The organism is Treponema maltophilum ATCC 51939, assembly GCF_000413055.1.
Classification (GTDB): domain Bacteria; phylum Spirochaetota; class Spirochaetia; order Treponematales; family Treponemataceae; genus Treponema_C; species Treponema_C maltophilum.
The window spans coordinates 2,385,468-2,412,135 of record NZ_KE332518.1 but is presented as its reverse complement, the minus strand read 5'-3'; the positions used below and the strand labels follow the sequence as shown (position 1 = coordinate 2,412,135).

Sequence of the window (26,668 nt, the reverse complement as noted above, 5' to 3'; positions counted from 1 at the left end):
ATATTGATGGAAGAACAAAAAACCCCGGAAGGCGGCGTTTTAATTTCGATTCCTATTGAAACGGAAATGAAGCGCGCATACATAGATTATTCGATGTCCGTTATCGTAAGCCGCGCTTTGCCCGACGTCCGCGACGGACTCAAGCCCGTTCACCGGCGCATTTTGTATTCCATGGAAGAACGCAACCTGCGCTATTCCGGTCCGACGCGAAAGTGTGCAAAAATTGTCGGTGATGTACTGGGAAGTTATCACCCGCACGGAGACGCTTCCGTATACGACGCGCTTGTCCGCTTGGGGCAGGACTTTTCGCTTCGTTATCCGGTCATCCATCCGCAGGGAAACTTCGGCACCATCGGCGGCGACCCTGCCGCAGCCTATCGTTATACCGAAGCCAAAATGGCCCGGCTTGCCGAAACGATGGTCGAAGACATCAAAAAAGAAACCGTCGACTTTATTCCGAACTTTGACGAATCTACGGTCGAGCCGACCGTTTTGCCGGCAAAGTTTCCCTTTTTGCTTGCAAACGGTTCTTCCGGTATTGCGGTCGGTATGGCGACGAATATGCCGCCGCACAATTTACGCGAAATTGCCGCAGCCGTTGCCGCATACATCGACAACAACGATATTTCAATAGACGAACTTTCAAAACACATAAAGGGCCCCGACTTTCCTACAGGCGGCGTTATCTACGGCCGCAAAGGCATTAAACAAGCTTTTAAAACCGGCAAGGGCAGAATAATCGTACGCGGCCGTTTTAATATTGAAGTCGATAAAAAAGGTCGTGAAAGTATCGTGTTTACCGAAGTTCCCTATCAGGTAAATACAACCGTGCTGTGCAGCCGCATCGGTGAGCTTGCGCGCGAAAAGGTCATCGACGGTATAGCGGCCATAAACGACGAAACGTCCGACCGCGCCGGCTTGCGCATCGTTATCGAGCTTAAACGCGGTTCCATCGCCAAAGTCGTATTGAATCAGCTTTTTGCAAAAACCGCGCTGCAGTCTTCGTTCAGCGTAAACAACCTTGCGCTCGTAAAAGGCCGGCCGGAAGTTTTAACTTTAAAGTCTTTGGTTGCCTATTTTGTCGAGCACCGCAACGAAGTCGTAACACGGCGCATCCGTTTTGATTTACGCAAAGCCGAAGAGCGCGCCCACATCCTGCGCGCCCTCATCGTCGCCATCGATAACATCGATGAAGTGATAAAAATCATCCGCTCGTCGCGCGACACGCAAACGGCAAAGGACGCGCTTTCCAAGCGCTTCGGTTTTGACGACGTTCAGTCGCAAGCGATTGTCGATATGCAGCTTAAGCGCCTCACAAGTCTCGAAATCGAAACGCTCAAAAAAGAATTGGAAGAGTTGGAACTTTTTATCGAAAAATGCAAAGACCTTCTTGCGCATCCGGAAAAAATCCTTCAGCTTGTAAAAAACGAAACGCTTGAACTTGCCGAAAAATTCGGCGACGATCGGCGCACGGACATCGTTTCGGACGAAGTGGAAGAAATCAATATAGAAGACCTAATCAAAGAAGAAGATATGGTCATTCTTATTTCGCACTTGGGTTATATAAAGAGCATTCCCGTTACCGCGTATAAAAATCAGGGAAAGGGCGGCAAGGGCTCGAACAGCGCAAAACTCGTTGAAGACGATTACATAAAACAACTTTTTGTCGCGTCCACCCACGACTACATTGTCTTTATTTCGACCGAGGGAAAAGCCTATTGGATTAAGGTACACGAAATTCCCGAAGCCGGCCGCGCATCCCGCGGTTCTCATATAAAAAGCCTTTTGGCGATCGGTGCGAACGAAGAAATCGCAACGGTCGTATCGCTTCGCGAATTCAGCGAAGAACAGCATTTGTTTATGGCGACCGCAAACGGCGTTATTAAAAAAGTTAAAACCGCCGATTTTAAAAACGCAAAAACGCGCGGCATTATTGCAATCAACCTCGACGCGGGAGATAAAATCGTTTCGGCGATTCTTACCGGCGGAAGCGACGATTTGGCGCTTGCCTCCCGCCGCGGAAAAGTGCTGCGCATAACCGAAACGTCGGTGCGTCCGATGGGACGTTCTTCACGCGGCGTTTCCGGCTTAAAACTTGCAGTCGGGGACGAATTAACCGCCGCCGTCCGCGTCGATACAAACGCGAATATGCTTTTGGTTACCGAATCCGGCTACGGAAAGCGCGTCGACTTCGATCAGTTTTCGGTGCATTCACGCGGAACGCAAGGCCAAATCGGCTACAACGTAAATGACAAAACAGGCGAAGTTGTCGGGGTCATTGCCGTTGCCGACACCGACGAAGTGATGTGTATAACCAGTCAGGGAAAAACCCTCAAACTTGCGGCGTCCGCAATAAGCCAGCAGGGACGCGCAAGCCAAGGCGTATGCATTCTTAAAATCGATTCACCCGACTTTGTCATCGGTGTAGACCGCGTCGAAAAAGAAGAATAAAGGGAAAAAACAGGCGTTATGGCGAATATTGTTTTAAAGCCCGTGGACGGCGCTCTTTATAAAACAATTAAGCCTTATATGATTGAAAACCTCGCCGCGTTTTCAAAACAATCCCGCTCGGCTTGCGAAAAAGAAATCGACGCCCTTCTTCCCGACGGTGAAAAAATAAAAAAACATTATCTGTACGCAATCGAAATAAACGATTTTTGTCCCGATAAACAGGTAACCGACAGTGTTGATATTAGTTCCGACTATGCCGGTATTTATGCAGACAGTGATGCCGAAATCACGGTCGGTTATCTGTGGTTTTTTGCCGTCGAAAAAGAAGGAAGGGATATCGCTTTTCTTATGGATATCTTTGTTCGTCCCGAATACCGGCGTAAAGGCATAGCGCGCAAAGCGCTCAGGCTTGCTGAAAAACTTCTGGCTGAACGCGGCTACGATACAATCAGACTACATGTAGAGGATTCCAATTCCGCCGCCAAAAATCTGTATGCCGGTTTAGGCTATGTTTTTGTTCAGCGCGCGGAAAACGGCGAAATATTGGAAAAAAAAACGGATGTACAAAATAAAACACCTGTTTGAAATAAATTTGAAGGCTCTTCCGTTTCGGAACTGAAAGCCGCCTTTGAATCTTCCGTTGATGATTATATCGAGTTTTGTAAGTTGAAGAACGCATAAACCGAGAAATGGCTCTTATAAAATAGAATCCTCCGATTTTTATTCCGAGATCGTTTTATTACAAGCGGAAATTTAATTCATATGGATGTTTTTCGGGAATCTTACGGTGAATGTTTGCCGAATTGACGGCAAGGTTTTATATCGAAAGAGTAGCGTTTGATAAAAACATTTTCATCGCTGCCGAAATCACCGGATAATAATCAATCATTTTTTCATATTCATCCTAAAATGTTTCACGTGAAACATTTTTGTTCGAATGGCGCGGTTGTGGCTCCTGCTGGGTGAAAACTTAAACCCAAATATTTAAGACCGATGCCGAAAAGTCCGCAAAAAGAAAAATTTGTGCCGCCGAAAGCAGCAAAAAAAAGCAAGATGAAGCGTTTAAGAAGATTTTCAAGAAAAAACCTCTGCGTTGACGCGGTTCTGCTGCGCGGAACGGTGGGTTTCACTGTTTTGTTTTGAATATATGCATCCGCAGTAATCTTGGCGGTACAGTCCGTATTCGGCGGAAATTTCAAGGGAGCGCTTGTAGCCGTTCTGTTTTTTAAAATCGGCATACAAATAACGCGGGACGGCGGGTTTTTGCCGAAGCGGAGCATTGGACGCCAAGCCGGCTTCCGACAGTTCTCTTTCAAGGGCGGCTCCGATCTCGTTGATCTTTTCACTGTTTTTGTGCGGGCTGATCGAAAGCGTTGTCGTAAAATAGTCGAAGCCGTTTTCAAGCGCGTACAAAGCCGCTTTTTTCATGCGCAGGTGATAACAGGCAAAACAGCGCTCGCCGCGCTCGGATTCTTGCGCCCGTTCGGGAAGTTCTTCGATGTTGACGGCGGCAAAAAAATCCCCGATATTGTAATCGGCACGAACAAGGTCGACTGTCGAGTCCGACGTTTCCGTTCGATGTTTATGTTGGCGACGGTTCAAAAAGAAAGCAAGTTCTTCGAGCCGGCGCTCATACTCGGTGGCCGGGTGGATGTTCGGATTATAATAAAAAATCGTAATTTTAAAATGATCGGCAAGGCGTTCCAATACGGCCGACGAACAGGGACCGCAGCATGCGTGGAGCAAAAGGCGCGGTTTTTTGTATATAAACTCGCTCGACTGTGCTATGCGTTCAAGTTCAAGAGAAAAAAGCTTGTCGTAGTTTTGTTTTTGATTCACGATCTTATTCTCCGATGATTTTTACCAGTACGCGCTTTTTTCGTCTGCCGTCGAACTCGCCGTAAAAAATCTGTTCCCAGGGTCCTAAGTGCAACTTTCCTTCGGTAACGGCCACGACAACCTCGCGTCCCATAATTTGACGTTTCATATGCGCGTCCGCGTTTGTTTCGCCGACATTGTGCCGATACGATGAAACCGGTTCGTGCGGCGCAAGTTTTTCAAGCCATACGTCAAAGTCGTGATGAAGGCCGCTTTCGTCATCATTTATAAAGACGCTTGCGGTAATGTGCATCGCATTTGCCAAAACCAAGCCTTCACGTATGCCCGACTCGGCAAGCAGCCGTTCGACCGTCGGTGTAATATTGATAAACTCGCGTTCCTTTGAGGTGTTAAACCATAGTTCTTTTGTAAAACTTTTCATACAAACAGTATACTTCGGAATAACGGGAACGGCAAGGGCTGTATAAATTTTCACATGTCTGTTTTGACATATTTATTAAAAATGTCGTTCTGTGTAGTAAAGTCTGTACAAGGCGGGTGTTTTTTTGTATGATGGGTGCATGGATAAATTAAAGGTATTGTTGCCGAAAGGCCGAATTTACGATAACGTTGCCGAGTTGTTTGCCGGAGCCGGCATTTCTATAAAACTGCCCGAGCGGGCGTACCGGCCGGTTGTCAATCAGGACGACTTGGAAGCAAAGGTTATGAAACCTCAAAATATCGGTAAACTGTTGGAGTTCGGGGCGCACGACTGCGGATTTACCGGCCGCGATTGGGTTGAAGAAACCGAAGCCGACGTCGAAGAAGTTTTGGACTTGGGCTTCGATCCGGTGCGTATTGTTGCCGCGGTTCCGGCAGGCTTAAAAGATGAAGATTTAAAATCGAAGCGTCTTATTGTGGCGACCGAATACAAACATATTGCGCGCCGCTGGCTTGAAGAAAAAAAGCTTGAAGCGGTTGTCTTCCGCACATACGGGGCGACCGAAGTTTTTCCGCCGGACGATGCGGATATGATTATCGATAACACGGCGACCGGCCGTACCCTTGCCGAAAACGGGTTGCGCATTGTCGAAACGATACTGAACAGTTCCACGCGCTTTTTTGCGTCGAAGGCCGCAATGGCGGATCCCGTAAAAAAGCAAAAAATCCTTAAATTGAAAATGCTGTTTGAAGCCGTGCTGAACGCTCACGGGCGCGTTATGCTTGAAATGAACGTCAGTGCCGAAAATTTCGACAAGCTTGTGCATGCGCTTCCTTCCATGCGAAGCCCGACCATATCGCCGCTTTATTCGGGAAATACCGCCGATTCCTCCGGCACAGGCGCCTTAAACTCCGCCGGCTATGCCGTAAAGATTGCGGTAAAACAAAGCGAAGTTCCCGCCTTGCTGCCGCGTTTAAAAGAGTTGGGCGCAACCGATATTTTGGAGTATGAACTGCGGAAGGTACTGGCGTAAAATGAACAGAACGGCCTTTATAGAGCGGCGGACCGCCGAAACGAACATATCGCTTTCTCTTAACGTGGACGGCACAGGTGTATGCAATGTCGATTGTCCCGTCGGTTTTTTTACGCACATGCTGCACTCGTTTTGCAAACACGGTTTGTTTGATCTTTCCGGTACGTTGAAAGGCGATTTGGAAGTCGATCAGCACCACTTGCTCGAAGATACGGGGATCGTTTTAGGCAGCGCCTTTGCTCAAGCACTCGGTTCGTGTGCGGGGATTTACCGCGCCGGATCCTGCCTATACCCGATGGATGAAACGCTGTGCCGTGCCGCGGTCGATTTCGGCGGGCGCTCCTATCTTGTGTGTGAAGCGAATTTAACCGGTACTCCGCTTGTAAGCCGCGCGCCGAACGGAAAGGAAACGCTGTTTCAAACCGATTGTTTTGAAGATTTTTGGCAGGGCTTTGTAAGCACGGCAAAGTGTTCTTTGCACCTTGATGCGCTGCGCGGCAGAAGCGACCATCATAAAATGGAAGCGCTGTTTAAAGCCGCTTCGCGCGCGATCCGCGACGCCGTTGCCCCGGACAGCCGGCGCGGAAACGCGATTCCTTCAACAAAGGGCATTATCGTATAATGAAAGCATTAATTCAGCGTGTTCTTTCGGCTTCCGTTTGTGTTGACGGTGAATGCTGCGCTTCAATTTCGCGCGGATTTCTTGTTTTTTTAGGCGTAACCCATGCGGACACAAAAGAAATTGCCGAAAAAACGGCGGAAAAAATCCGAAAACTGCGTATTTTTGAAGACGAAAACGGAAAGACCAATTTATCGATAGAAGACGTAGGCGGAGAACTGCTTGTGGTTTCGCAGTTTACGCTGTATGCGGACTGTAAGCGCGGCAACCGGCCGGGCTTTGAAAACGCCGCCGAGCCTGCTTATGCAAAAAGCATATATGAATATTTTTTGTCGTGCTGCGAAAGCCGCTTTGCAAAGGTTGCTCACGGCATTTTCGGTGCCGATATGAAAGTTTCGCTCGTCAACGACGGTCCGTTTACGATAATGCTGGAGACGGATTAAACATACTGCTTCAATTCTTTATGGATAACCATCTTTTCGCGCGAGGCGACATAGTAGGTTGCAAACAGCGATATAGCCGTGTCTATTGCGGCGGCAAAGGCGCAGATAACGGCAGCGGCGGGCTTGAGCAGCAAATAACCGGCTTCAAAGCCGCGCCCGTAGACGGTACATAAAATCGTAAGAGCCGCGAACGCGCCGCCGGTCGGAAAAGAGCCTAAGCAAAACGAAATGCCGAACGACAGCCCCGTGAGCCACAGAATGTCGCTGAAAAAGATGCCGAGGCTGGAGTAGGAGCGCAGAACGACGATAAAAGATACGGCGATAACCATGGCCGTTCCGCCGCGGGCAAAAACGGAAAAAATCGGCATGCTTACCGCTCCGATTCTGCGCCGGATGCCCAAACTGTCTTTTGCGTGCCGAAGGTTCAGCGCAAGGCTGAAATTTACGTCGCCCGAAAACAAAGCCCCGATAATCGGCGCAATACCGGCAAACAAAACCTTATACGGGTGATTTTCGCGGCACAAAAAGCGCAAAAGTACGGGCAAAAGGCCTGCGATAATGATGACGGTATCCGCAATCAATAAAAGGAATAACCCGGTAAAAGTTCCCGACGCGAGGGTTTCAAAAAAAGTCAGCGCCCACATGCACGATACGGCGATGATGCCGATTGCGATTAAGTCCGTAAAAAAACTTAACACGGCGTAGCTGATTCTGGAAAGCGAATCGAACAGAGTAAAGGCGGGCTTTGCTCTGATGCTGTCGGATGCGAAGCCCGCACCCAAAAATCCGGCTAAAACAAAAACGGGCAACAAAAAAGCGCCGTCAAAAAGCGCACCGACGCCGTTGTACGGAAATAAGGATAAAAAATGCTCGGAAAGATTCAGGCTTATCGGTTCGGACAGTTTTTCAACCGAAATGGGAATGCGCGGCAGTTTTATGATAAGGGCGGAAACGATGCCGATTAAAGTCGTTATAAGCGTAATTCCCGCTCCGGTTATGAGGGTAAAAAGACCGGTGCGCAGCAGTTTCCGCGTGTCGCGCAGCTTGGTTACGGCGATTGTCATGTTGAAAAAAAGAACGGGCAGCAAAAAATACCGTCCCATTCTTACGGTAAGTTCCGCGCAAAATTTAAAAAAAGCTTTGAGTTGAATGTGTTCGAAGGGCAAAAACAAAGCCAAAAGAATGCCGAGCGTACAGCCGATAAGAAACTTTATCCAAATTTTCATATTCGAAGAATACCCTATGACGCGTCGACAGTCAACACGCGTACTTGAGAAAAGAGAAAAGCTTTGTTATACTTTTACTATGGACAAGGGCATTATAATCGCCGGAAAGGATTTTCCGGAAACGCGTGCATTTGTAAAGGCCGCTTCGGCAAACGGTTTTTCCGTTATAACATCGCTTGCCGACGACGAAAGCGCTCAAATTCCCGCCGAACCGGTTAAAGGTTTTGTATGGCAAAAAGCTTCTCCCGTGTCGGCGCGCTCTTTTGTTTTTGAAGCGCAAACGGCGCTGCCCAAGCTGACTCACGCGCTGCTTATATTCGATACGCTTTCTTACATAAATAAAATTCACCTGCGCGACAGCCAATCGCTTTCTTCCGGTATAGACGATTTGATTGCTTCATACATGCACATAACGCGCGAACTGCTCGGCCGGTTTGCAAAACTCGGCGGAGGAACGCTGTGCTTTGTTTTTAAGCCCTATCCCGAAAACGCGAAATTCGGCGCGCGGAAAGAAGCCGTAAGTCCGTCGCAGGCCTTTGTGCTTGCCGCCGCGTCCGCATTTAAAACCTTTGCCGAACAAACGGCTCTGTCGGACGCATTTGCTTCGGGTATCGATTTTTTGCTGTGCGAAGAAGACCCTGCGGCGGAAAACGACGGCGAAACGGCGGACTTTGTTTTTTCCGCACTATCCGCTGCCGAAACATCTAAAAGCGGCGGTAAAAAACAGGCCGCGCGCTGGCTTCGTCCCGGTTCAAAATTTTCTGTAGGTTGGCATCTTTTTAACCGATAATAAATTATGACATTGGCTAAAATACACGATCTATTTTTCGGGACGGATCTCGGTTGGTACGCGTGTCTGATGCGTATTTTTCTCAGCTTTATTGCCGGAGGCATTTTAGGCTGGGAGCGCAAGCACCGGCAGCAGTTTGTCGGTATGCGCACGCTCATTTTAATTTCCGTGTCTTCAACGCTGTTGATGCTGCTTTCGGTGTATACGGCGCGCTTGTCCGAAAATCCCGCCCGCGGAGATCCTGCACGTATTGCCGCTCAGGTTGTGTCCGGTATAGGTTTTTTGGGTGCCGGTACGATTTTGCGCCAAGGTTTGAACATTAAAGGTTTAACGTCTTCCGCGATAATTTGGTCGTCGGCCGCTTTGGGCTTGGCGATCGGCGCGGGCTTTGTAATTCCCGCCTATACAGCCCTGTTTTTGTATGTCTTTGCCCTGATTTTTCTTGAAAAGGTTGAAGAAAAATATTTCCCTGCCGAACGCGCCAAACACTTGAATTTGGTATTCGAAAACAAACGGGTCGACCTTGACGCTTTAAGCAAGCTTATTCACGCGAACGGCTTGATTATTATGACTACCGACGTAACGCGCATTTTGGGACAAAAACACTTGAGCATTTCGTTTTCCGTGCGCGTTCCGCCGTCTTTGGATATTTTTTCGCTTACCGATAAAATAAAACAGCTGGGGCGTCTTGAAGAATTCAGTTTAACCGATTAAAATAGACTGTTATGCAGAATTCCAATCCTCTTATCGTACAGGGCGACAAAACCCTGCTTTTGGATATTCACGCACCCTTGGCGAACGAATGCCGCCGCGCTTTAATTCCCTTTGCGGAATTGGAGCGCTCGCCGGAACATCTGCATACCTATCGCCTCACGCCCCTTTCTTTGTGGAATGCCGCAAGCGCCGGTTTTTCTCCCGACTATGCCGTCGACGTTTTAAAAACCTATTCGCGTTTCGACGTTCCGCAGCCGATTATCGTTTGGATCCGCGAAACCGCTTCCCGATTCGGCAAACTGCGGCTTCTTCCCGATCCGCTTTCCGGTTCGGAAGGCGAAGATACCCTGATTTTGGAAACGCAATCGCTTGCCGTATACCGCGAACTGGAAGCAAATAAAAAACTGTTAAAATATCTGCAACCCCTGTCCGACGCTTGTGCCACCGCGAAAACCGAAAACTCCGAAAAGACGACAGGCGGCCGGCCGCCCGTGTTCGCCTTTAAGCTTTTGCTTACCGACAGGGGAACGATAAAAGAAGAACTTTTAAAAACCGGCTGGCCCGTAAAAGACGAGGTGCCGCTCCGCGAAGGAGAAGGGCTTTCTTTTTCGCTGCGGGAACGCACCTTATCGGGAAAAGATTTTACATTCAGAGAATACCAAAAAGAAGCGGCCGCTTCCTTTTGGGGGAACGGCGGACCGGGAACGGGATTCGGTACAATCGTGCTGCCCTGCGGATCGGGAAAAACGATTGTCGGCATGCTGCTTATGGAAAAACTGCAAACAAGTACGCTCATCGTTACGGCGAACATTTCTTCCGTTCATCAATGGATAAGCGAACTGTTAGATAAAACTGATTTAAGTCCGGATCAAATCGGCGAATATTCCGGAGAAAACAAAGAAATCAAGCCGGTAACCGTTGCGACATATCAGGTTTTAACGTGGCGCCCGAAAAAAGAAGGCGCCTATCCGCATTTTAAACTCTTCCGCGAACGCAGTTGGGGGCTCATTATTTACGACGAAGTGCACCTCTTGCCGGCTCCCGTATTTCGTGTAACGGCCGAACTTCAAGCCGTACGCCGGGTCGGCTTAACCGCAACCCTCGTGCGCGAAGACGGATGCGAAGGCTTGGTATTTTCTTTGGTCGGGCCGAAACGCTACGACGTTCCGTGGAAGGAGCTTGAAAGCGCGGGATGGATTGCCGGCGCCGAATGTATAGAATTCCGCGTGGACATGGATAAAGGCAAAGAACTCGATTATGCGGTTGCCGCGCTGCGTCAAAAACACCGCATTGCCGGCGAAAATCCGGTAAAAATTCCTATCGTGTGCGAACTGGTCCGGCGCTTTTCCGAAGATAAAATCCTCATCATCGGCCAATATTTGGACCAGCTGTTTAAAATCGCCGACGTGCTGAAAGTGCCGCTTATTACGGGAAAAACGCCGGTGCGCGAACGCGATGCCGTGTACGATGCTTTCCGCAAAGGAAAAGAACGTGTCTTGGTTGTATCCAAGGTTGCGAATTTCGCAATCGATTTGCCGGATGCGTCCATGGCGATTCAAGTGTCGGGAACCTTCGGAAGCAGGCAGGAAGAAGCGCAGCGGCTCGGTCGGATTTTGCGGCCGAAAACCCGTACGGCCCGCTTTATAACGCTGATTTCGGCCGGAACGCAGGAAGAAGACTTCGGCGCAAACCGGCAAAAATTTCTTGCCGAACAAGGCTATTCTTATCGTCTGGTGCGCACAATCGAAGAATGCATCGGTGAAGCGGCGGCCGGTACGGCGGACGCTGCACGTGCCGTCGGGGGAGGCATGCAGTGAAAGCGCTTTTGCCGTACGATATAGCGCCTTGGCGGGAATCCCTTACCGCAATGGACGAACCGGGCTTTTTCGGCCTCATGCGTCTTTATTTGGGCGAAATAAAAACGCCGTACAACAAGCAAAAGCTCATAGAAGCGCTTACTTCTTTTTTGCACAAAGAAGAAAACAGGCGCGTTCTTATAAAACTGCTTTCGCGCGAAGAACTTATGATTATTGCCGCGGTTTTATACATTCCGTTTTGCACAAAAGAAAAAGCCGCCGCCTTTTTTTCGCCGACCTTTTCGTTTGCTTTTTTGCACAATGTTTTTTTGAACCTTGAAGAACGGCTGATTTTATTCCGGCGCAAAGATGCGGAAAATGCAAAAGAATATTTTGACGTAAATCCGCTGCTGTTGAGCGACATCCAACCGCTTATAAACACCGATTTGCTTTTTCCGCAAGCGCATCCCGTGTGCCAAGTGTCCGCCGACCCGGAAGCTTTCTGTCGGGCGGAAGGGTCGGACGTGCCGGCGGTATGCAAACGGCATTTTTTATCGGCGCGGCTTTTGGCGTCGTGGTTTGCTTTTACCGCCGAAAATCCCGATTGCTGCCGTTCGGACAGAAGTTTTAAAAAAAAGACGCACGAGTTTGTCGGTCTTCGATTCCCTGAAATTTCGGCCGATTTTTTGCAAAAAATGCACAAAGCGCTGCTCAATTTGTCGTTGTTCCGAAAAAAAGAATTTGGCCGGGAAACGCTTTTTGAGCCCGATTTTGCAAAATGGAAAAGCTTTGCTTTGCTTCCGCCTTTAAACCGCGCTTCCTATATTGCCGCCGCTTTTTGTCTTGCGGATTGCAGCAGCGCGCCGTACGATGTTCCGCGCGACGAGCTTCAAAAAACCGCCGTCCTTGTACGGGATTTTTTATTGCTTATGCCGCGGGACGGGCTTTCCCGGCGGAATGCGCAGGGCTTGCTGTTTTTGCTCAAAGAGCGGCAGGGCGAGTTCCCGCAAAAAGAAAACCGCTTCAGGCGGCTTTTGCGCGAAAGTTTTACGGGAACAGCCGCGGATATTTCGGAAACCGGCGAAACTTTAAAACCCGAAACCCTTGCCGATGCGCTTATTTTATTCGGCTTGTTGCAAGGTTCGGCGGCGGAAAAGAAGCGGACGGGAAAAAATCGGGACGAAGCGTTTGAAGTATTTACGGTAAACTCCGAACTGTATGCCCCTTCTTCTTTGCGCGGCAGCGATGGAACAGGCTCGGAACAGCTTGACAATTCGGTCAGCATAAATGCGGGATTTTCGATAACCGTGCTTAAAGACCTTCCGCTTTCCGTTTTTATCGATTTGGCGTCCTGCTCGGAACTTGAAAGCTGTACCGCCGTTGCGTCTTTCCGCATAACAAAAACCGCCTGCCTTCGCGCCTTTGCCGGCGGCGCAAAACCCGAGGGTATAGAATCGCTTTTGAAAAAAACCGCTTCGCACAAGCTTCCGCAAAACCTGCTGTTTTCGCTGCGGGATTGGTACGGCCTGTATTCTTCGGGGAGCCTTTTTAAAGGCTACGTGCTGCAGGTTACGGACGACAAACGCGTACTGGTCGAAAACAATCCGTACATTGCGCCGCATATACGCACGACGTTTTCGCCGGGTGTGTATTTACTCGATTTTTTGAACGACGATGAAGCCTTCGAAATGATAAAAAAAAGCGGTTTGGAATTTATCGGCAGATTGAAAAATCCCGAAAGCGGAATAGAGCCGCTTCCTTTTGAGCGGCTTGATACAGCGGCACGCTTTTCCGGCGGCACGGACGGGCTTGATGTTCTTTTTGCAAAAAAAAGTACGAATGCCGATTCGATGAAAAACGATGAATTTTGTGAAAAACATCTTCGGCAAATGGAAACGGAATTGGAAAAAATGAATTTGCCGAAAGAGCAAAAAGAAGAGCTTTTGCTCCGCATACGGCGGAAAACGATAGTGCATTCCGCTCAGCTGCGCTCCGATTCCGTTCGGCTGGAAAAAACCGAAGCGTTCGGAATGGATTTTTTGGGAAAGATACACGTGCTCGAAAGCGCCATCGCCTTTTCCGACCTTGTAGAAATCGGTTCCGCGGGCCGCGTCGTAACGGGCTTTCCCGTCAAAATAGAAAAGTCTGCGGGAGACGCCGTCCTCGTGCTGCAATGCGATGATGTAAAAAACGGCACCGAGAGTCAAAAAATCTCCGTTGCGCAAGCGCGTTCGGTAAAGCGCATACGGAGTTCCGTACTCGGCAGAACAAAATAAAAGCAAACCGGAATAAGGCTTGCGGGAGATGACTATGAAAGTACAGGCTGTTTTATTCGATTTGGACGGCGTCATTATAAATTCGGGAGCGGATATCGCTTTATCGGTCAATGCCGCGCTCGAAGCGTTCGGCTATAAAACGCTTCCGGAAGACGTACTCGTAAGTTTTGTCGGGGACGGAGCGAAAAAACTTTTAATCCGCGCGCTTGAATATCAAAACGCGGATGCGGCGAACATGAAAAATTTTCAGGAATTGTTCGAGTGGTATGTGGACTGGTACCGAAAAAATCCGGTAAACAAAACGGTGCTGTATCCGGGGATGTATGAGCTTTTGGAAACGCTGAAAGAAAAATCCGTGTACGCCGCCGTCGTTTCGAACAAACCGCTGAGCGTCGCGCAGACAATTTTGGCGCATTTTAAAATCGGCGGCTTTTTCGACGCCGTCATCGGCCCGGAACGGCTGAGCAAAATAAAGCCCGATCCGGAAGGCTTGGCGCTTGCGGTAAGCGACATCGAAAAAAAACGCGGCGTGTGCTTGGAGCGAAGCCGGATTGTAATGGTCGGCGATTCGGCGTCGGACATTCAAGCGGGGCGGGCTTTCGGCTGTATAACCTGCGCCGTAACGGAAGGTTTGGGGAATCGCGAAAAACTGCTCGAAGAAAAAGCCGATATCGTTGTTCCGTATGCGGGCGATTTAAAAAACAGCGGCTTGTTTTCGGCCTAACCGGTACTGCAAAAACTATTAAAATAAAGGCGCGCCGATTTTCGGAGTTTGTTTAAAACCTTTTTTTAGTAAAACGGCTGTGAGTAAATCGGCGGCTTCTTTGTGACAGAGGGGGCCGGGGTGCTTTTGAGCTCCCGCCGTTGTATCGTCCATCGGAGAAAGCTCTATAAAGCGGACTTTATCGTCGGCGTTTTCCGCTCGGAACTCTTCTACGGCGCTGCGGAACAAATCCATGCAGCCGGTTAAAAACATTCCGTAGCACCAGATAATCAGCGCTTGCGGATTGTGCCGGCGGATTTCGCCGATAAAGTTTTTTGCCGCCGCCTTTAAGCGCGCATAATCGGCATCGCCGTGTAATTTGTATGTTTTTCCCGAAGCGGGATCTTCCCAAGGAGCGGCGCGGAACGCATACTCGTCGTTTGAGCCCAGGTTTATAATAACCGCGTCCGTTTTCCGCCGCGAAAAATCCCACGCTTGGGATGCGCCGGCTTTGCGGTTTGCGGCGCCCTTTGCCAAAGAACACACAAACCGGTACAGCGGCGGGATAGTGCAGTGCGGGTCGTTGTTCCAACCGCACAAAAGACCCCAGCCGCTTTGCGCGATAATCGAAATATCCGCATTAAACCGCTGCGAAAGAATCATGGCGAAGTGATTGCGCGTTCCCTGCCATGCAGGATTCCATTCTTTTCCCGGCACGGGGTCTTCCAAGCCTTCGCCGCAGGTAAGGCTGTCGCCGATACATTCAAAAAGATATTTTTTAGGCTCAAGAGGCATAAAAATATCCGGAATGGATTTTTCGCTGTTTGTACAAAAGCCGTGAATGCAAAAACGGTGCGCGCTGTCGCCTGCCATAGCCTGCGATTCTTTTAAAATTTGTATGCGTGTTAAGGGCGCCGGAGAGCGTACAAGGCAAATGCGCGACCTTCCTTTTTCGGGTGCAAAGCGCGCCGTGCGTTTTCCGTTTATCCATACGCTTATCCACGGCCGGTAGTATTTGTAATCGCATTCGATGTCGGCATATAATTCGGCCTCGGTTACCGCGCATTCGATGCCGCTTGCCGTCCAAAACAGCGTGAGCGGGTTTAAAAAGGGTGACCCGTCCGGCGAGCATCCGGTTCTGCCCGAAATATGCAGGCGGTTCGAAAGTGCTCCGGAAAATTCGGTAAGCGATATAAAGCGCATCGTTTCTCCGTTTGACAATAGAGTAAAAAAAAGGTACGATAAATATATAGGCCGAAGCCTTTGTTAATCAAGTAGGAGGAATCATGAAAAAATCGACGCTGACCGTGCTTGTCGTTATCGGCATTATCGTGCTGATTGTCGCCGGAGCATGTAATTTTTATACGGGAACATATAATTCGTTCGTTACAATGGAAGAAGGCGTAAAGGGACAGTGGGCGCAGGTTGAAAATCAATATCAGCGCCGCTTCGATTTGATTCCCAACTTGGTTGCGACGGTAAAAGGTTATGCCGCTCACGAAAGTCAGGTTTTTACCGACGTGAGCGAAGCCCGTGCGAAAGCCGGCGGCGTTATGCAAATGTCGGATCAGCTTTTGAACGACCCGGAAGCGTTCCGGCGTTTTCAGGAAGCGCAGGCTTCGTTGGGAGGGGCGCTGAGCCGCCTTTTGTCCGTAACGGAACAGTATCCCGAATTAAAAGCGAACGAGCAGTTTTTGTCTTTGCAGGATCAACTTGAAGGAACGGAAAACCGCATCAGTGTCGAGCGCAAGCGTTTTAATGATGCCGTTCAGCAATACAACAGAGAAATTCGGCTTTTTCCGAAAAGCATTATTGCGGGAATGGGCGGATTTACGCAAAAGCCGTATTTTTCGGCCGATGAAAAAGCCTCCGTCGCTCCGACCGTATCTTTTTAAAATCCGCAAAGGATGCTGCCGATGAGCGGACAACAAAACACACAAAAAGAACAAAAAGAGCGCGTGCGTATTTTACGCAAAGCGGGAATAACCGAAGCCGCTGCCGAAAAAATCGGCAAAGCGATAGAAAAAGCAGAACAAACTACGAGCGGCGAAATTGCGGCGGCGATAACACCGCAAAGTCATTCGTATGATTTTTGGGAATTGTTTTTTGCATTAAGCTGTTCGGCCGTGCTTTTTGCCGTCTTTGTTTTTGTGTCCGATAAAATCGCAGATGCGGCTTCGTTCTTTTTTTGGGGCGAACTTCCCGCGCGCGTTATGCCCCTTTTAACGGGCGCCCTCGTTTTTTTAAGCTGCGCACTGATTTTTTTCTTTGCAAACATAAGCGCGCTCGACCGTCTCATTGTTCCTTCTTTTTACCGGAACGAAGCCGTCTTCCGCCGCGCAATGCGCTTGTTTACCGAAAGCGGCATATACGACACAAAAGAACATACCGGTATTTTGATTTTCATATCGCTTTTGGAAAGGCGCGTCTGCATTATCGCCGACCGCGGTATTTGTTCAAAAATCGAACAGTCCGTGTGGGATAGGCTTGCCGCAGCTCTTTCCGAAGGCTTCGGTAAAAAAAACGCACGGACGGCCGGCTCCGAATGTTCGGCATCCGCCGAAGCGCTCATACAAACCGTAAACGAATGCGGCGCTCTTTTGGCAAAGCATTTCCCCGCGCGGAACGAAAATCCCGACGAATTGAGCAATGCGCTTATCGTCTTGAGAGGCGGCGAATGAAACGGATTTTTACCGCGCTTTTTTTATGCGCCGCGCTTTCCGTGCCGGCGCTTGTTCCGCCCGTAATGAACGGTCCGGTAAACGATTATGCGGGACTTTTAAATTCTGCCGAAAAGCGGCAGCTAACCGATTTTTTAACGAACCTCAGCGATACGAAAGGAATTCAAATTGCGGTTTTGACGTTGCCGAGCCTCGAAGGCGACGACTTGGAAAGTTTTTCGATGCGGACGGTTGAACAATGGAAGCTCGGCAAAAAAGGCGAAGACAACGGCGCATTGCTGCTTATTGCCGCCGCCGAAAAAAAAATCCGCATCGAAGTGGGCTACGGGCTTGAAAGTACTTTAACCGATATGCAATCCGGCTCGATTATTCGGAACATTATCGCTCCGGCTTTTAGAAGCGGCAATTACGGCAAAGGCATAATCGGCGCCGTGCAAAAGATGGCAAACCTTACCGCCGGAGGCGATGTCGGCGATATAGACGAATCTTATGCGTCCGAAATTTCCGACGAGGATCCGGCCGCCGCTTCGCGCTCTTCGGCTATTGTTTTGTTTTTATTTTTTGTGTTTATGATGATCGCTATGAACAGGCGCCGGCGACGCTTCGGACGCAGCCGCGGTTCCGGTTTTGCCCGATCGGCGGCGACGGCGGCATTTCTTTCGTCGCTGAGTAAACATTCTTCCGGCACGTCAAGCTGGAGCGGCGGCTCTTGGGGCGGCAGTTCTTTCGGCGGGGGCTCCGGAGGCGGCTTTTCGGGCGGCGGAGGCGGATTCGGAGGCGGCGGTGCTTCCGGAGGATGGTAAATTATGACAACCGTACTCGATAGGGTGCAAAGCTATCCCGGCTTTGAACCTTTAAGCGACGCCGATTTTGCGCGCGATATGGATGAGCGCGTCGTTCCATTCGTAAACAGGCTGCGCAAAGATCATAGGCTTAAAACCGAAAACGGCAAAGATATCTATTGCGAAACCTTGGTTCCGGATGCGAAAAAGGTACGCGGTCTTATCGTGTTGTTTCACGGTTTTTGCGAATTCTGTTCCAAATTCGACGAATTCACCTATTATATTTTGCAGCAGGGCTACGCGCTGTGCCGCTTTGATGAATTCGGGCACGGATTTTCGGGACGGGAAATCGACGATTCCTCCAAAGTGCATATCGAGCGTTTTCAAACCTATGTAGACTGTGCGTATGAAGTTGTTGTAAAAATTGCCGAACCGCTTGCAGCGGAATTGGGGAAAACGCTGGGCGACGGAAAAGAACGGGACGGCGGAAAAGCGCTGCCCCTGCTTTTGTTTTCGCATTCTATGGGCGGAGCGGTTGCCGCATTGTTTTTGGAACAGCACCCTTCCGTTTTTAAGGCGGCCGTTCTCGCTTCCCCGATGCTGGAGTTCTTTCCGAAAAAACGTTCTCAAAACACGGCGCATCTTTTCGTAAAAATGCTGCGCGTTTTCGGCAAGGGAAAAATGTATTTTCCCGGTCAAAAGAAATTCGACGGCACCTATTCGTTTTCTGCGGAAAAAGCGCTTACGTGCAGCAAAAACCGCTTTTTGTACCATTTTAACAAGCGGCATGCGCAAAAGCGCTACCAAACATGGGGTGGAACCGTCGCTTGGCTGGACGAATCGGTTAAGGCCATAAACCGTATTTTTAAGAAAAAAGCGCTTAAAAAAATTACCGAACCGATTCTCGTTTTTCAGGCGGAAAAAGACGCAACGGTTTCCAACGGCGGGCAAAACCGCTTCGTCGAAGCCGTTCCTTCGGCGCGTTTGGCGGTTTGTCCCGGTGCGAACCACGAATTGTACAACGGCACGGACGAAACGCTGCGTCGATGGTACCCCGAGTTGTTTAAATTCTACGATGAATTTTCAAAATAGTATGGATAAAGCAAACGCGCAAAAAATCGGCGGAAAAATCAAGCGCCTGTTTTTAATTATTTTCGCATCCGTTCTTTTTTCCGCAAACATCAAAATCTTTGTCCGCGCAGGCTCTCTTTTGCCGGGCGGCTTTACGGGTTTGACGCTGCTTATTCAGCAAATCTTTTTTCGTTTTGCGCACACAACTGTTCCGTTCAGCGTTATCAATTTTATCTTGAACAGCATTCCGGCCATGATCAGCTTTCGGTTTATCGGCAAAAACTACACGCTTTATTCGGTTCTCATGATTATTCTTTCCGGCCTTTTAACCGACATGTTGCCGCTTCATCCTTTTACTGACGACATCCTTTTGGCGGCCGTTTTCGGAGGGTTTTTTAACGCGCTGGCAATCAGCCTGTGTCTGTTTGCCGGAGCGACCAGCGGCGGAACCGACTTTATCGCGATTTTTATTTCCGAAAAATACGGGCGCGATGCGTGGAATTATATTCTCGTTGCCAATATGTGCATATTGGCGGTGGACGGTTTTATGTTCGGCTGGGACCGCGCGCTGTATTCGATTTTGTTCCAGTTTACGTCGACGCAGCTTTTAAACTATCTGTATCGGCGCTACCAAAAGATGACGCTGTTCGTCATAACGACCAAAACCGAAGAAGTGTTTGAAGTCATCAAGGTAGACACGCATCACGGTGCAACGGTGTTTCACGGGTACGGCTGCTATAATCACACCGACCGCGACCTTTTGTATTCGGTCGTTTCGGGCGACGAAGTGCGCCGTGTGATTCCCAAAATAAAAAAGGCCGATCCGGGCGCGTTTATAAATGTTGTGCGCTCGAAAGAAATTTCCGGGCGGTTTTATCTCAGGCCGAACGATTAGGACTCTGCGGCAGCGTCTTTTATACCGCGTTTTGTTCGACAACGAGTACGTCGCCTGCGGCAAGGCGTGTGTCGCCTTTGGGAATGATAAGGCGGCTGTTGCGTTTTATAAGCACAATGAACATTTTTTCCGACGCGATTTCCGCAAGCGTTTTTCCCGCCCAATCGTGCAGTTTGCCGATCGGCATTTCAACCAATTCTTCTTCGCGCGCGGCGTCGTTTGTTTGTTCGGTAAAAACGCGCGCCGCAAGTACCAAGATGTCGCCGCTTTGGATGACGGTTCCTCCGCGCGGAATAAGGCGTTCCGCTCCGCGCAAAATGAGTACCAACAGCGTCTCCGGCGGAAGCACGAGATCCTTAATTTCCTGCCCGTTCCACGGGTGTTCTTTCGGCTGCGTTACCTGAATAAAACGCACGGGAATTTCGTCGGGATAATCGTTGAACGTATGCAGGACGTTTGTGCTGTCGTCTATCATTTTGAGCGCTTTTGCCGCAAACGGCAGCAGGCTGCCCTGTACAAGAATCGAAAAAAGAACGATGCAAAAAACTATATGAAACACATCGTGCTGCAAACCGCCGTGCGGATAGCTCTGTATCGCGCTGACCGCCATAACGGCAAAAACGATCGATGCGGCGCCTCTGAGTCCCGCCCACGATACGAGCAGCTGTTGACGCACGGGAAAGCGGAAGGGCGTGAGCAACAAAAAAACCGCCAATGGCCGCGACACAAGCGTTAAAAAAAGCGCTATTGCAACGGACGGGAACATCACCTTGTATATATCCGAAGGCGCAGCCAAAAGACCGAGCAGAAAAAAAACGAACATTTGCACGAGGCCGGTTATGCCGTCAAAAAAATGGACGAGCGGCTTTTTGTGCGGGATGGTACTGTTGCCTAAAATAATGCCCGCTATGTATGCCGAAAGGTACCCGTTCCCGCCGATAAGGGACGGCAGCGCGTACGAGAGCACGGCCGCTCCGATAACGAAGGCCGAATCGAATCCCGCTTCGGAAAATTTGAATTTACGTAAAATAAAGGCGGAAAGCATACCGAAAGCAATTCCGAATGCCGCGCCGTACAGCAGCTGTGATATAATCAAATAGATGAGCGAAGCGATGCTCTTTCCCTGTCCGCCGCTTTGCTCTTCCAAAATCGACAAAGCGATTATCGTAAGCATGTACGACATCGGGTCGTTACTTCCGCTTTCGGCTTCGAGCAAAGATGCCGTATTGTGTTTTAAGTTTAATTTTTTTGAACGAAGAATGTAGAACACGGAGGCGGCGTCCGTTGAACTTATAACCGCTCCGAGTAAAAAACTTTCGCTTGCCGAAATATGTAGGACAAAGTAACAAAAAAGGGCGGTAAATACTGCGGTAAAAACGACACCCGCCGTAGACAGCAAAAAAGATTGAACGGCAACCGGTTTTGCCGCGCTCCATTTTGTTCCGAATCCGCCGTAAAACATGATAAAAATAAGGGCCGTCGAGCATAATTGTTCGGCAACGGCATAATTCGTAAACGAAATTTTAAAAAGTCCGTCGGAACCGAACACCATGCCCAAAACGATAAAGGCCAAAAGCATCGGAATACCGAGCCGCGAAGAAACCTTATTGAGCAGTACGCATAAAAAAATGACGGCGGAAACGGTCAATAAAAAAAGAGCCATACGTCGAAAGTATAGCGGAAAAGCCGTTTTTTTCCAAGTGCGCGTCAGTAAATACGGTGCGCGTGTCCGCATTATACGCACTTGCGCCGTTTTCAATTTATTTTTATAATTATGCCATGCCGATACGAATAATAACCGCCGATATTACGAAAACAAAAGCCGGCGCGATTGTAAATGCCGCAAACACGACGCTGCTCGGAGGCGGCGGGGTTGACGGAGCCATACATAAAGCCGCATGTCCGCTTCTTTTGGAAGAATGCAAAAAACTGAACGGCTGCAAAACCGGCGAAGCAAAAATTACGGGCGCATACAATCTGAGCGCGCGCTACGTCATTCATACGGTCGGACCCGTTTATTCGGACGGCAAAAGCGGCGAGCCGGAACTTCTTGCTTCGTGCTACCGGGAATCTTTGCGCACGGCACTTGAGCACAACTGCGAGTCGATCGCATTCCCCTGCATAAGCACGGGTGTTTACGGGTATCCGAAAAAAGAAGCCGCTGAAATCGCTCTGCGCGAAATCAGAACGTTTTTAAACACCCACGGTGATTGCATGGAAGTAACCGTCGTTTGCTTTGACGATGCGTCTTGCGGCATCTATAAAGAAATGTTTTTCGATTATTGATTTCGATTTTCGGAATTCGAAAGCCGTGTTAAAAGTTAGTTATAGTTGACATTTTTTTCGCTTTTTAATAACATTGTTACTAATTTATGAACGGTTTAAAGCACGAATTAAATACGCGTGAAAAAATCCTTGATGCGGCAAAACGGGAATTTTTGGAAAAGGGCTTTGCCGGCACAAATGTGCGCGCCGTTGCGCAAAGAGCCGGCGTAACGACGGGCGCTTTGTATAATCTTTTTAAAAACAAAGACGGCATATTTGAAGCCCTTGTCGGCGGCGTATTCAACGAATTCTTACACATACTGGCACACAACGACGTTTTCGAAGCACGGGAACTCGATATGAAAGCGGGCGATCTTTCCGAAATTACCGAAATGTCGCAGCGCCGCTTTTTAAGGATGATAGATTTTTTCTATGCCAATTGGGACGCGATGAAGTTGTTGGTTTGCTGCGCAAAGGGAAGTTCCTTCGAACATATTTTCGATAAAGCAATCGATTTGACGGAAAAAGCAACGCTTCGTTTGCTGACGATGGACGGCGTTAAAATGTCGCGCCGCATAAAGTTTTTTATTCACGTTATGGTAACGTCTCACTTTGAAAATTTAAAAGAAATTTTTTATCACGATTTGACAAAATCGGAAGCGGCGGAATATGTGCTCGACTTTAACGTGTATCACTGCGGCGGGTGGAAACAATATTGGATGGAACAGGTAAAGGAATAACGTTTAATCGGGTTCAATGATGTAAACAGCAGGGAACACTATGGATTACTTAAACCACCTCTACGGCCGCGACATAAAAGCTGTCAAAAAATTACAACACGGGATAGTACATACCGTCAAAACGCCGAATGGAATATGCTACATTACATCGTACCGAATCTTCCCCGGTGTAAACGTTATGTTTAACGACATTCACACCGACACATTGAATTCTCCTGCCGCATCGGCTCTGCCCAATAACAATATCAAACAGTACGAACTGAACCATTGCAGAGAAGGCGCATTTGAATCGACATTAAAAGACGGCATAAAGGTCAACATGAATGCGGGCGACTTTGCAATCAATCCTTTAGAAAACTGTTCGCAACATTCGCTCTTTCCGATACGGCATTATCATGGCATTACCGTTTATATTATTCCGGCGGAATTGGGAGAAGAAGCCCGTACCTTGCAGCAGTATTTTTGTATCGATTACGGAAGCATTTTAGAGCACCTGTGCAGAAACGGTACTCTCTTTTTAAAACGAGCAACACCCGAACTTGATCACATATTTCATGAAATGTATCACGTACCGGAGGAAATTGCCGTTCCGTATTTAAAAGTAAAAATACAGGAATTGTTTTTGTATTTAAGTACCTTGAAAAACGGCATTGATTTTGCCGACCGTGAATACGCTCAAAAAAACAATAAGGAAATCATCAAGCGCCTCCACCGGTTTATCATAAAAAACTCAAATAAAAACTACAGTTATGCGCAGCTTTCCGCCGTCTTTCATATTAAAACGACAACAATGAAAACCTGCTATAAATCGGTGTATGGCGTAACCATTCACGAAACCGTCAAACATGCGCGGCTTCAAAAAGCAATCGATCTCCTTAAAAACTCCTCCGCCAACATTACGGAAATCGCTTTGGAAATAGGTTACTCAAGCCACGCAAAATTTTCGGAAGCATTTAAGCAGACCTATAACCTGCGACCGAGCGAATATAAAAAACTAATCCGGCAAGAATAAAACTGTCCGCCTTATCGGGTACCACTTGTCCGATTCGGAAAGAATAATAATGTAAACCGATGGTAATATCTTCACCTATGGAGGTACTACTATGTCAAATAGGTTGTCCGTAAAGGATTTGGCGACGATCGGTATTTTTTCGGCAATAATGATCGTTGTGTTTATTGCATTCTCGATGATTACCGGCGCGTCCTTATTTTTTAATATGGTGTTGAATGCCGTGTTTGCAGCGTTTATCCTCGCACCGTTTTTTGTGTATATGGCAATGAAGGTCAATAAACCGGGCGTAGTTCTTATTTATAATACGCTGCATGCCGTTTTAACAACCGTTTTTATGGGGCCGTTTATGTTCCCTTGGTTTTTTGTCGGTGGAATTATCGGCGAACTTTCCATGTGGGGTAAGGACAGCTACCGGAACTGCAAGCGAATTACCATAGCGTGGATTATTACTTCGCTTACACGAGCCACACACGGTATGAGCGAAATTTGGTTTTTCTATAATGCTTTTGTAAAGACCGGTGTTTCGAAGGAACAAATCGATATACAAACACAATACTATACCGATCCTAAATGGGTCGCAATTTCATTAATCCTTACTGTTATTGCTGCAATGCTCGGTTGCTATATCGGCAATAAAATGCTTAAAAAACATTTTATAAAAACAGGGTTGTTAAATTAGGTATGGATTTCCGTACTAAATTAACAGTATTCTTTTGTACGGTATTTTTGGTATCGGTTATTTCCAAGGATACCGTATTTTTCTGTTTAATCGGTTTATTGGCAGCGTATGGCGTTTTTCAAAAACACTATCGCAGTATATTCCGCTGTGTTTTTGTTTTACTCATTGTCGAAACAATACAGCTCATTTCAAAGGGTAACGGATTAGGTACAATGCTGCCGGAAATGTTTTTATTTATTATCACTCGAATGATCGCTGTGCTTATATCGGTTATTCCAGTCATTAAAACACCGCCGGGAGAATTGACCGCTGTTATAAACAAATTGAAAATCAATAGAAACATTGCGTTGTCTTTTATTTTTATGATGCGTTTTTTTCCGATTATCGGAAATGAATTTAAAGAGATTATCGAGTCCTTAAAATTGCGCGGATTATTTACCTTAACAAAACCGCTGCAAACAATGGAATATGTCTTTATCCCGATGATGTTTTCCGCTTCTAAAACAGCGGAAGAATTAGCTGCTGCTGCGGAAGTACGGGGGATATCCGCTGCCGGAGTACACACCTCTAAGCGGGCTATCGTATTTACCGCCGTCGATTGGGCTATCACACTGATCGCTCTTGTTATATCCGCGGGATTATATTATTGGGAACTTCATTAAAAATGATTACATTAGATCATATCTGCTATGCATATCCGCAATCGTCAAAAGAAAATCTTAACGATATAACGATGGAGATACAAGACGGAGAGGCCGTTGCTTTAATCGGATTGAGCGGATGCGGAAAAACAACGATAACGAGAATCCTCAACGGACTTGCCTACAAATTTTTTTCGGGAAAAATGGACGGCTGCATATCGATTAACGGTATCGACCCGACCAAAAAGGAATTATACGAAATAGGACGGGTGATCGGTTCTATTTTTCAAAATCCCAAAAGTCAGTTTTTTGCAGAAGTTGTAGAAGATGAAATTGCATTCGGCTTGGAGAATTACGGTATCGAACGTACCGAAATTGTCAAGCATATTACCGACTCTCTACGTATGATTAACGGCGAAACGTTACGAACAAGAAATCTGTTTCAGCTTTCAAGCGGCGAAAGACAGAAAGTCGCGATTGCGTCGATCAATGCACTTGATCCGCCGGTCTATGTATTTGATGAACCTTCTGCAAATCTTGATATGGCAAGTGTGGAAGCGCTAAAACGATTAATGGCTTTGTTAAAAAAGAAAGGAAAAACGCTTATCGTTTCCGAACATCGAATCTACTATCTTAAAGATATCATCGATCGGTATTATTACATAGAAGACGGAAAAATCATCCGCAGCTACACGAAAGACACATTTGAACATTCACCGGTTGAATTTTTTCAAGGTCTCGGATTGCGCTTATATTCTCTTGACTGCATTGAACCGCACGGAAAAACAATGTCCGGAACACGACGCCTGAAAATCGATAACATCTCTTTTTCATACAACAGACAATCGTTACTGGAAAATTTAAGCTATTGTTTTACAAGCGATATAATATACGGAATCATAGGCGGAAACGGCGCAGGCAAAAGCACCTTCGCAAAAATACTGAGCGGGCTGCTGCATGAAAAAGGAGGAAGCGTTTATTCGTGCGGAAAAGACAGCTGCAATGACATAAAACTCAACTGCCGTACACGGAGGAAAACGATATACTATTTGTCAAATAACCTTGATAGCAATCTTTTTGAAATCTCTGCTGCGGAAGAACTGCGATTAAACGATCCCGCCGCCGACACCGCCGAAATCTTAAAAGGCTATTGCTTAGACAGTGTTGCTGATACACATCCGCAAATTCTCTCCGGCGGACAAAAACAACGACTGGTAATCGCCGCCGCCTCATTATTAAAAAGGGACGCATATATTTTCGACGAACCGACGAGCGGCTTGGACGGAAAGAATATGCGCCTTGTAGCCGATAAAATGCGGGAACTTCAAGCACAAGATAAAATCGTTATTGTTATTTCTCACGACTATGAATTTTTAATGGAAGTGTGCAGTATCGTACTGCACCTAAAAGGAAACTTTACGGAATACATCGCCGCTACCGATAAAGAAAAGATACTGAACATTTTGCAAAAGGAATAAAAATGATGCAAAGCGATAAAAAAAGATCGCATTTTTTGACCGATACCGACGAATTTTTGATGCAAAAGGTACCCGCTTGACAGTTTTTTTTCTTTTTAATAACATTGTTATTA

The 26,668-nt window shown here is 47.8% G+C and carries 26 protein-coding genes; 21 read left to right on the top strand and 5 right to left on the bottom strand.

The annotated features are described in order from the left end of the window. The first annotated feature begins 6 nt into the window (after positions 1-6). Positions 7-2,451 (top strand): DNA topoisomerase (ATP-hydrolyzing) subunit A, encoded by a 2,445-nt coding sequence (gyrA, locus tag HMPREF9194_RS11120; RefSeq protein WP_016526473.1) that lies wholly within the window; start codon positions 7-9, stop codon positions 2,449-2,451. Positions 2,452-2,469: 18 nt separating this feature from the next. Continuing rightward, positions 2,470-3,036, top strand: coding sequence for a GNAT family N-acetyltransferase (locus HMPREF9194_RS11115; RefSeq protein ID WP_016526472.1), 567 nt, complete (start codon positions 2,470-2,472; stop codon positions 3,034-3,036). Between the two features lie 489 nt (positions 3,037-3,525). Here HMPREF9194_RS11115 and HMPREF9194_RS11110 read toward each other — a convergent pair whose 3' ends face one another. Continuing rightward, on the bottom strand, positions 3,526-4,290 hold the full coding sequence (locus HMPREF9194_RS11110) for an epoxyqueuosine reductase QueH (protein ID WP_016526471.1): 765 nt from the start codon (positions 4,288-4,290) through the stop codon (positions 3,526-3,528). Between the two features lie 4 nt (positions 4,291-4,294). After that, entirely contained in the window at positions 4,295-4,711 is a 417-nt protein-coding gene (locus HMPREF9194_RS11105; RefSeq protein ID WP_040846352.1) for a secondary thiamine-phosphate synthase enzyme YjbQ, read from the bottom strand. Between the two features lie 139 nt (positions 4,712-4,850). On the opposite strand from HMPREF9194_RS11105, the gene hisG reads away from it, so the two are divergent. Genes hisG through dtd form a run of 3 tightly spaced genes read left to right on the top strand, consistent with a single transcriptional unit; the run spans position 4,851 to position 6,806 of the window. Further along, positions 4,851-5,744 carry an ATP phosphoribosyltransferase gene (gene hisG, locus HMPREF9194_RS11100; RefSeq protein ID WP_016526469.1) on the top strand — a complete coding sequence of 298 codons (894 nt, stop codon included), beginning with the start codon at positions 4,851-4,853 and terminating at the stop codon, positions 5,742-5,744. A 1-nt stretch (position 5,745) separates the two neighbouring features. Further along, complete coding sequence (locus HMPREF9194_RS11095) at positions 5,746-6,366, top strand: imidazoleglycerol-phosphate dehydratase (protein WP_016526468.1); 621 nt, start codon at positions 5,746-5,748, stop codon at positions 6,364-6,366. Then, complete coding sequence (gene dtd, locus HMPREF9194_RS11090; RefSeq protein ID WP_016526467.1) at positions 6,366-6,806, top strand: D-aminoacyl-tRNA deacylase; 441 nt, start codon at positions 6,366-6,368, stop codon at positions 6,804-6,806. Before HMPREF9194_RS11095 ends, dtd begins: the two co-directional genes overlap by 1 nt. Here dtd and HMPREF9194_RS11085 read toward each other — a convergent pair. Next, complete coding sequence (locus tag HMPREF9194_RS11085; protein WP_016526466.1) at positions 6,803-8,032, bottom strand: dicarboxylate/amino acid:cation symporter; 1,230 nt, start codon at positions 8,030-8,032, stop codon at positions 6,803-6,805. The genes dtd and HMPREF9194_RS11085 overlap by 4 nt on opposite strands. Positions 8,033-8,111: 79 nt before the next feature. On the opposite strand from HMPREF9194_RS11085, the gene HMPREF9194_RS11080 reads away from it, so the two are divergent. The 5 genes from HMPREF9194_RS11080 to HMPREF9194_RS11060 all read left to right on the top strand — a co-directional run bounded on the left by HMPREF9194_RS11080 (position 8,112) and on the right by HMPREF9194_RS11060 (position 14,332). After that, a complete protein-coding gene (locus HMPREF9194_RS11080; RefSeq protein WP_016526465.1) occupies positions 8,112-8,822 on the top strand; it encodes a hypothetical protein in 711 nt (236 codons plus the stop codon). A 69-nt stretch (positions 8,823-8,891) separates the two neighbouring features. Then, positions 8,892-9,536, top strand: coding sequence for an MgtC/SapB family protein (locus HMPREF9194_RS11075; protein ID WP_245540746.1), 645 nt, complete (start codon positions 8,892-8,894; stop codon positions 9,534-9,536). 11 nt (positions 9,537-9,547) lie between these two features. Next, positions 9,548-11,353 (top strand): DNA repair helicase XPB, encoded by a 1,806-nt coding sequence (locus tag HMPREF9194_RS11070; protein WP_016526463.1) that lies wholly within the window; start codon positions 9,548-9,550, stop codon positions 11,351-11,353. Beyond that, positions 11,350-13,608: a hypothetical protein gene (locus HMPREF9194_RS11065; protein WP_016526462.1), complete on the top strand. Its 2,259-nt coding sequence runs from the start codon at positions 11,350-11,352 to the stop codon at positions 13,606-13,608. Before HMPREF9194_RS11070 ends, HMPREF9194_RS11065 begins: the two co-directional genes overlap by 4 nt. A gap of 34 nt (positions 13,609-13,642) precedes the next feature. Next, on the top strand, positions 13,643-14,332 hold the full coding sequence (locus HMPREF9194_RS11060; RefSeq protein ID WP_016526461.1) for an HAD family hydrolase: 690 nt from the start codon (positions 13,643-13,645) through the stop codon (positions 14,330-14,332). A gap of 18 nt (positions 14,333-14,350) precedes the next feature. Here HMPREF9194_RS11060 and HMPREF9194_RS11055 read toward each other — a convergent pair whose 3' ends face one another. Further along, a complete protein-coding gene (locus HMPREF9194_RS11055) occupies positions 14,351-15,514 on the bottom strand; it encodes an SGNH/GDSL hydrolase family protein (RefSeq protein ID WP_016526460.1) in 1,164 nt (387 codons plus the stop codon). A gap of 83 nt (positions 15,515-15,597) precedes the next feature. Here HMPREF9194_RS11055 and HMPREF9194_RS11050 point away from each other — a divergent pair, with 83 nt between their 5' ends. From HMPREF9194_RS11050 to HMPREF9194_RS11030, 5 genes are read left to right on the top strand one after another with little or no spacing between them, the layout of a single operon-like run. Further along, positions 15,598-16,206: a LemA family protein gene (locus tag HMPREF9194_RS11050; protein ID WP_016526459.1), complete on the top strand. Its 609-nt coding sequence runs from the start codon at positions 15,598-15,600 to the stop codon at positions 16,204-16,206. Between the two features lie 21 nt (positions 16,207-16,227). Further along, positions 16,228-16,992, top strand: coding sequence for a TPM domain-containing protein (locus tag HMPREF9194_RS12420; RefSeq protein ID WP_016526458.1), 765 nt, complete (start codon positions 16,228-16,230; stop codon positions 16,990-16,992). Further along, positions 16,989-17,795 carry a TPM domain-containing protein gene (locus HMPREF9194_RS11040; protein ID WP_016526457.1) on the top strand — a complete coding sequence of 269 codons (807 nt, stop codon included), beginning with the start codon at positions 16,989-16,991 and terminating at the stop codon, positions 17,793-17,795. The genes HMPREF9194_RS12420 and HMPREF9194_RS11040 overlap by 4 nt, the downstream gene beginning before the upstream one ends. Positions 17,796-17,798: 3 nt before the next feature. After that, on the top strand, positions 17,799-18,866 hold the full coding sequence (locus HMPREF9194_RS11035) for an alpha/beta fold hydrolase (protein ID WP_016526456.1): 1,068 nt from the start codon (positions 17,799-17,801) through the stop codon (positions 18,864-18,866). Then, positions 18,850-19,740 (top strand): YitT family protein, encoded by an 891-nt coding sequence (locus tag HMPREF9194_RS11030; protein ID WP_245540745.1) that lies wholly within the window; start codon positions 18,850-18,852, stop codon positions 19,738-19,740. Before HMPREF9194_RS11035 ends, HMPREF9194_RS11030 begins: the two co-directional genes overlap by 17 nt. Positions 19,741-19,759: 19 nt before the next feature. Here HMPREF9194_RS11030 and HMPREF9194_RS11025 read toward each other — a convergent pair whose 3' ends face one another. Continuing rightward, entirely contained in the window at positions 19,760-21,403 is a 1,644-nt protein-coding gene (locus HMPREF9194_RS11025; protein WP_016526454.1) for a potassium/proton antiporter, read from the bottom strand. Between the two features lie 116 nt (positions 21,404-21,519). On the opposite strand from HMPREF9194_RS11025, the gene HMPREF9194_RS11020 reads away from it, so the two are divergent. The 6 genes from HMPREF9194_RS11020 (at position 21,520) to HMPREF9194_RS10995 (ending at position 26,555) form a co-directional block, all read left to right on the top strand. Then, the gene (locus tag HMPREF9194_RS11020) at positions 21,520-22,026 is read left to right on the top strand and encodes an O-acetyl-ADP-ribose deacetylase (protein WP_016526453.1); all 507 of its coding nucleotides are present in this window, start codon (positions 21,520-21,522) and stop codon (positions 22,024-22,026) included. Positions 22,027-22,112: 86 nt separating this feature from the next. After that, positions 22,113-22,745, top strand: coding sequence for a TetR/AcrR family transcriptional regulator (locus tag HMPREF9194_RS11015; RefSeq protein WP_016526452.1), 633 nt, complete (start codon positions 22,113-22,115; stop codon positions 22,743-22,745). A gap of 40 nt (positions 22,746-22,785) precedes the next feature. Further along, positions 22,786-23,757, top strand: coding sequence for a helix-turn-helix domain-containing protein (locus tag HMPREF9194_RS11010; RefSeq protein ID WP_016526451.1), 972 nt, complete (start codon positions 22,786-22,788; stop codon positions 23,755-23,757). A 91-nt stretch (positions 23,758-23,848) separates the two neighbouring features. Next, positions 23,849-24,436, top strand: coding sequence for an MptD family putative ECF transporter S component (locus HMPREF9194_RS11005; protein WP_016518357.1), 588 nt, complete (start codon positions 23,849-23,851; stop codon positions 24,434-24,436). Positions 24,437-24,438: 2 nt separating this feature from the next. Then, positions 24,439-25,098: an energy-coupling factor transporter transmembrane component T family protein gene (locus HMPREF9194_RS11000; protein ID WP_016526450.1), complete on the top strand. Its 660-nt coding sequence runs from the start codon at positions 24,439-24,441 to the stop codon at positions 25,096-25,098. 2 nt (positions 25,099-25,100) lie between these two features. Then, complete coding sequence (locus HMPREF9194_RS10995) at positions 25,101-26,555, top strand: ABC transporter ATP-binding protein (RefSeq protein WP_016526449.1); 1,455 nt, start codon at positions 25,101-25,103, stop codon at positions 26,553-26,555. Positions 26,556-26,668 lie beyond the last annotated feature (113 nt).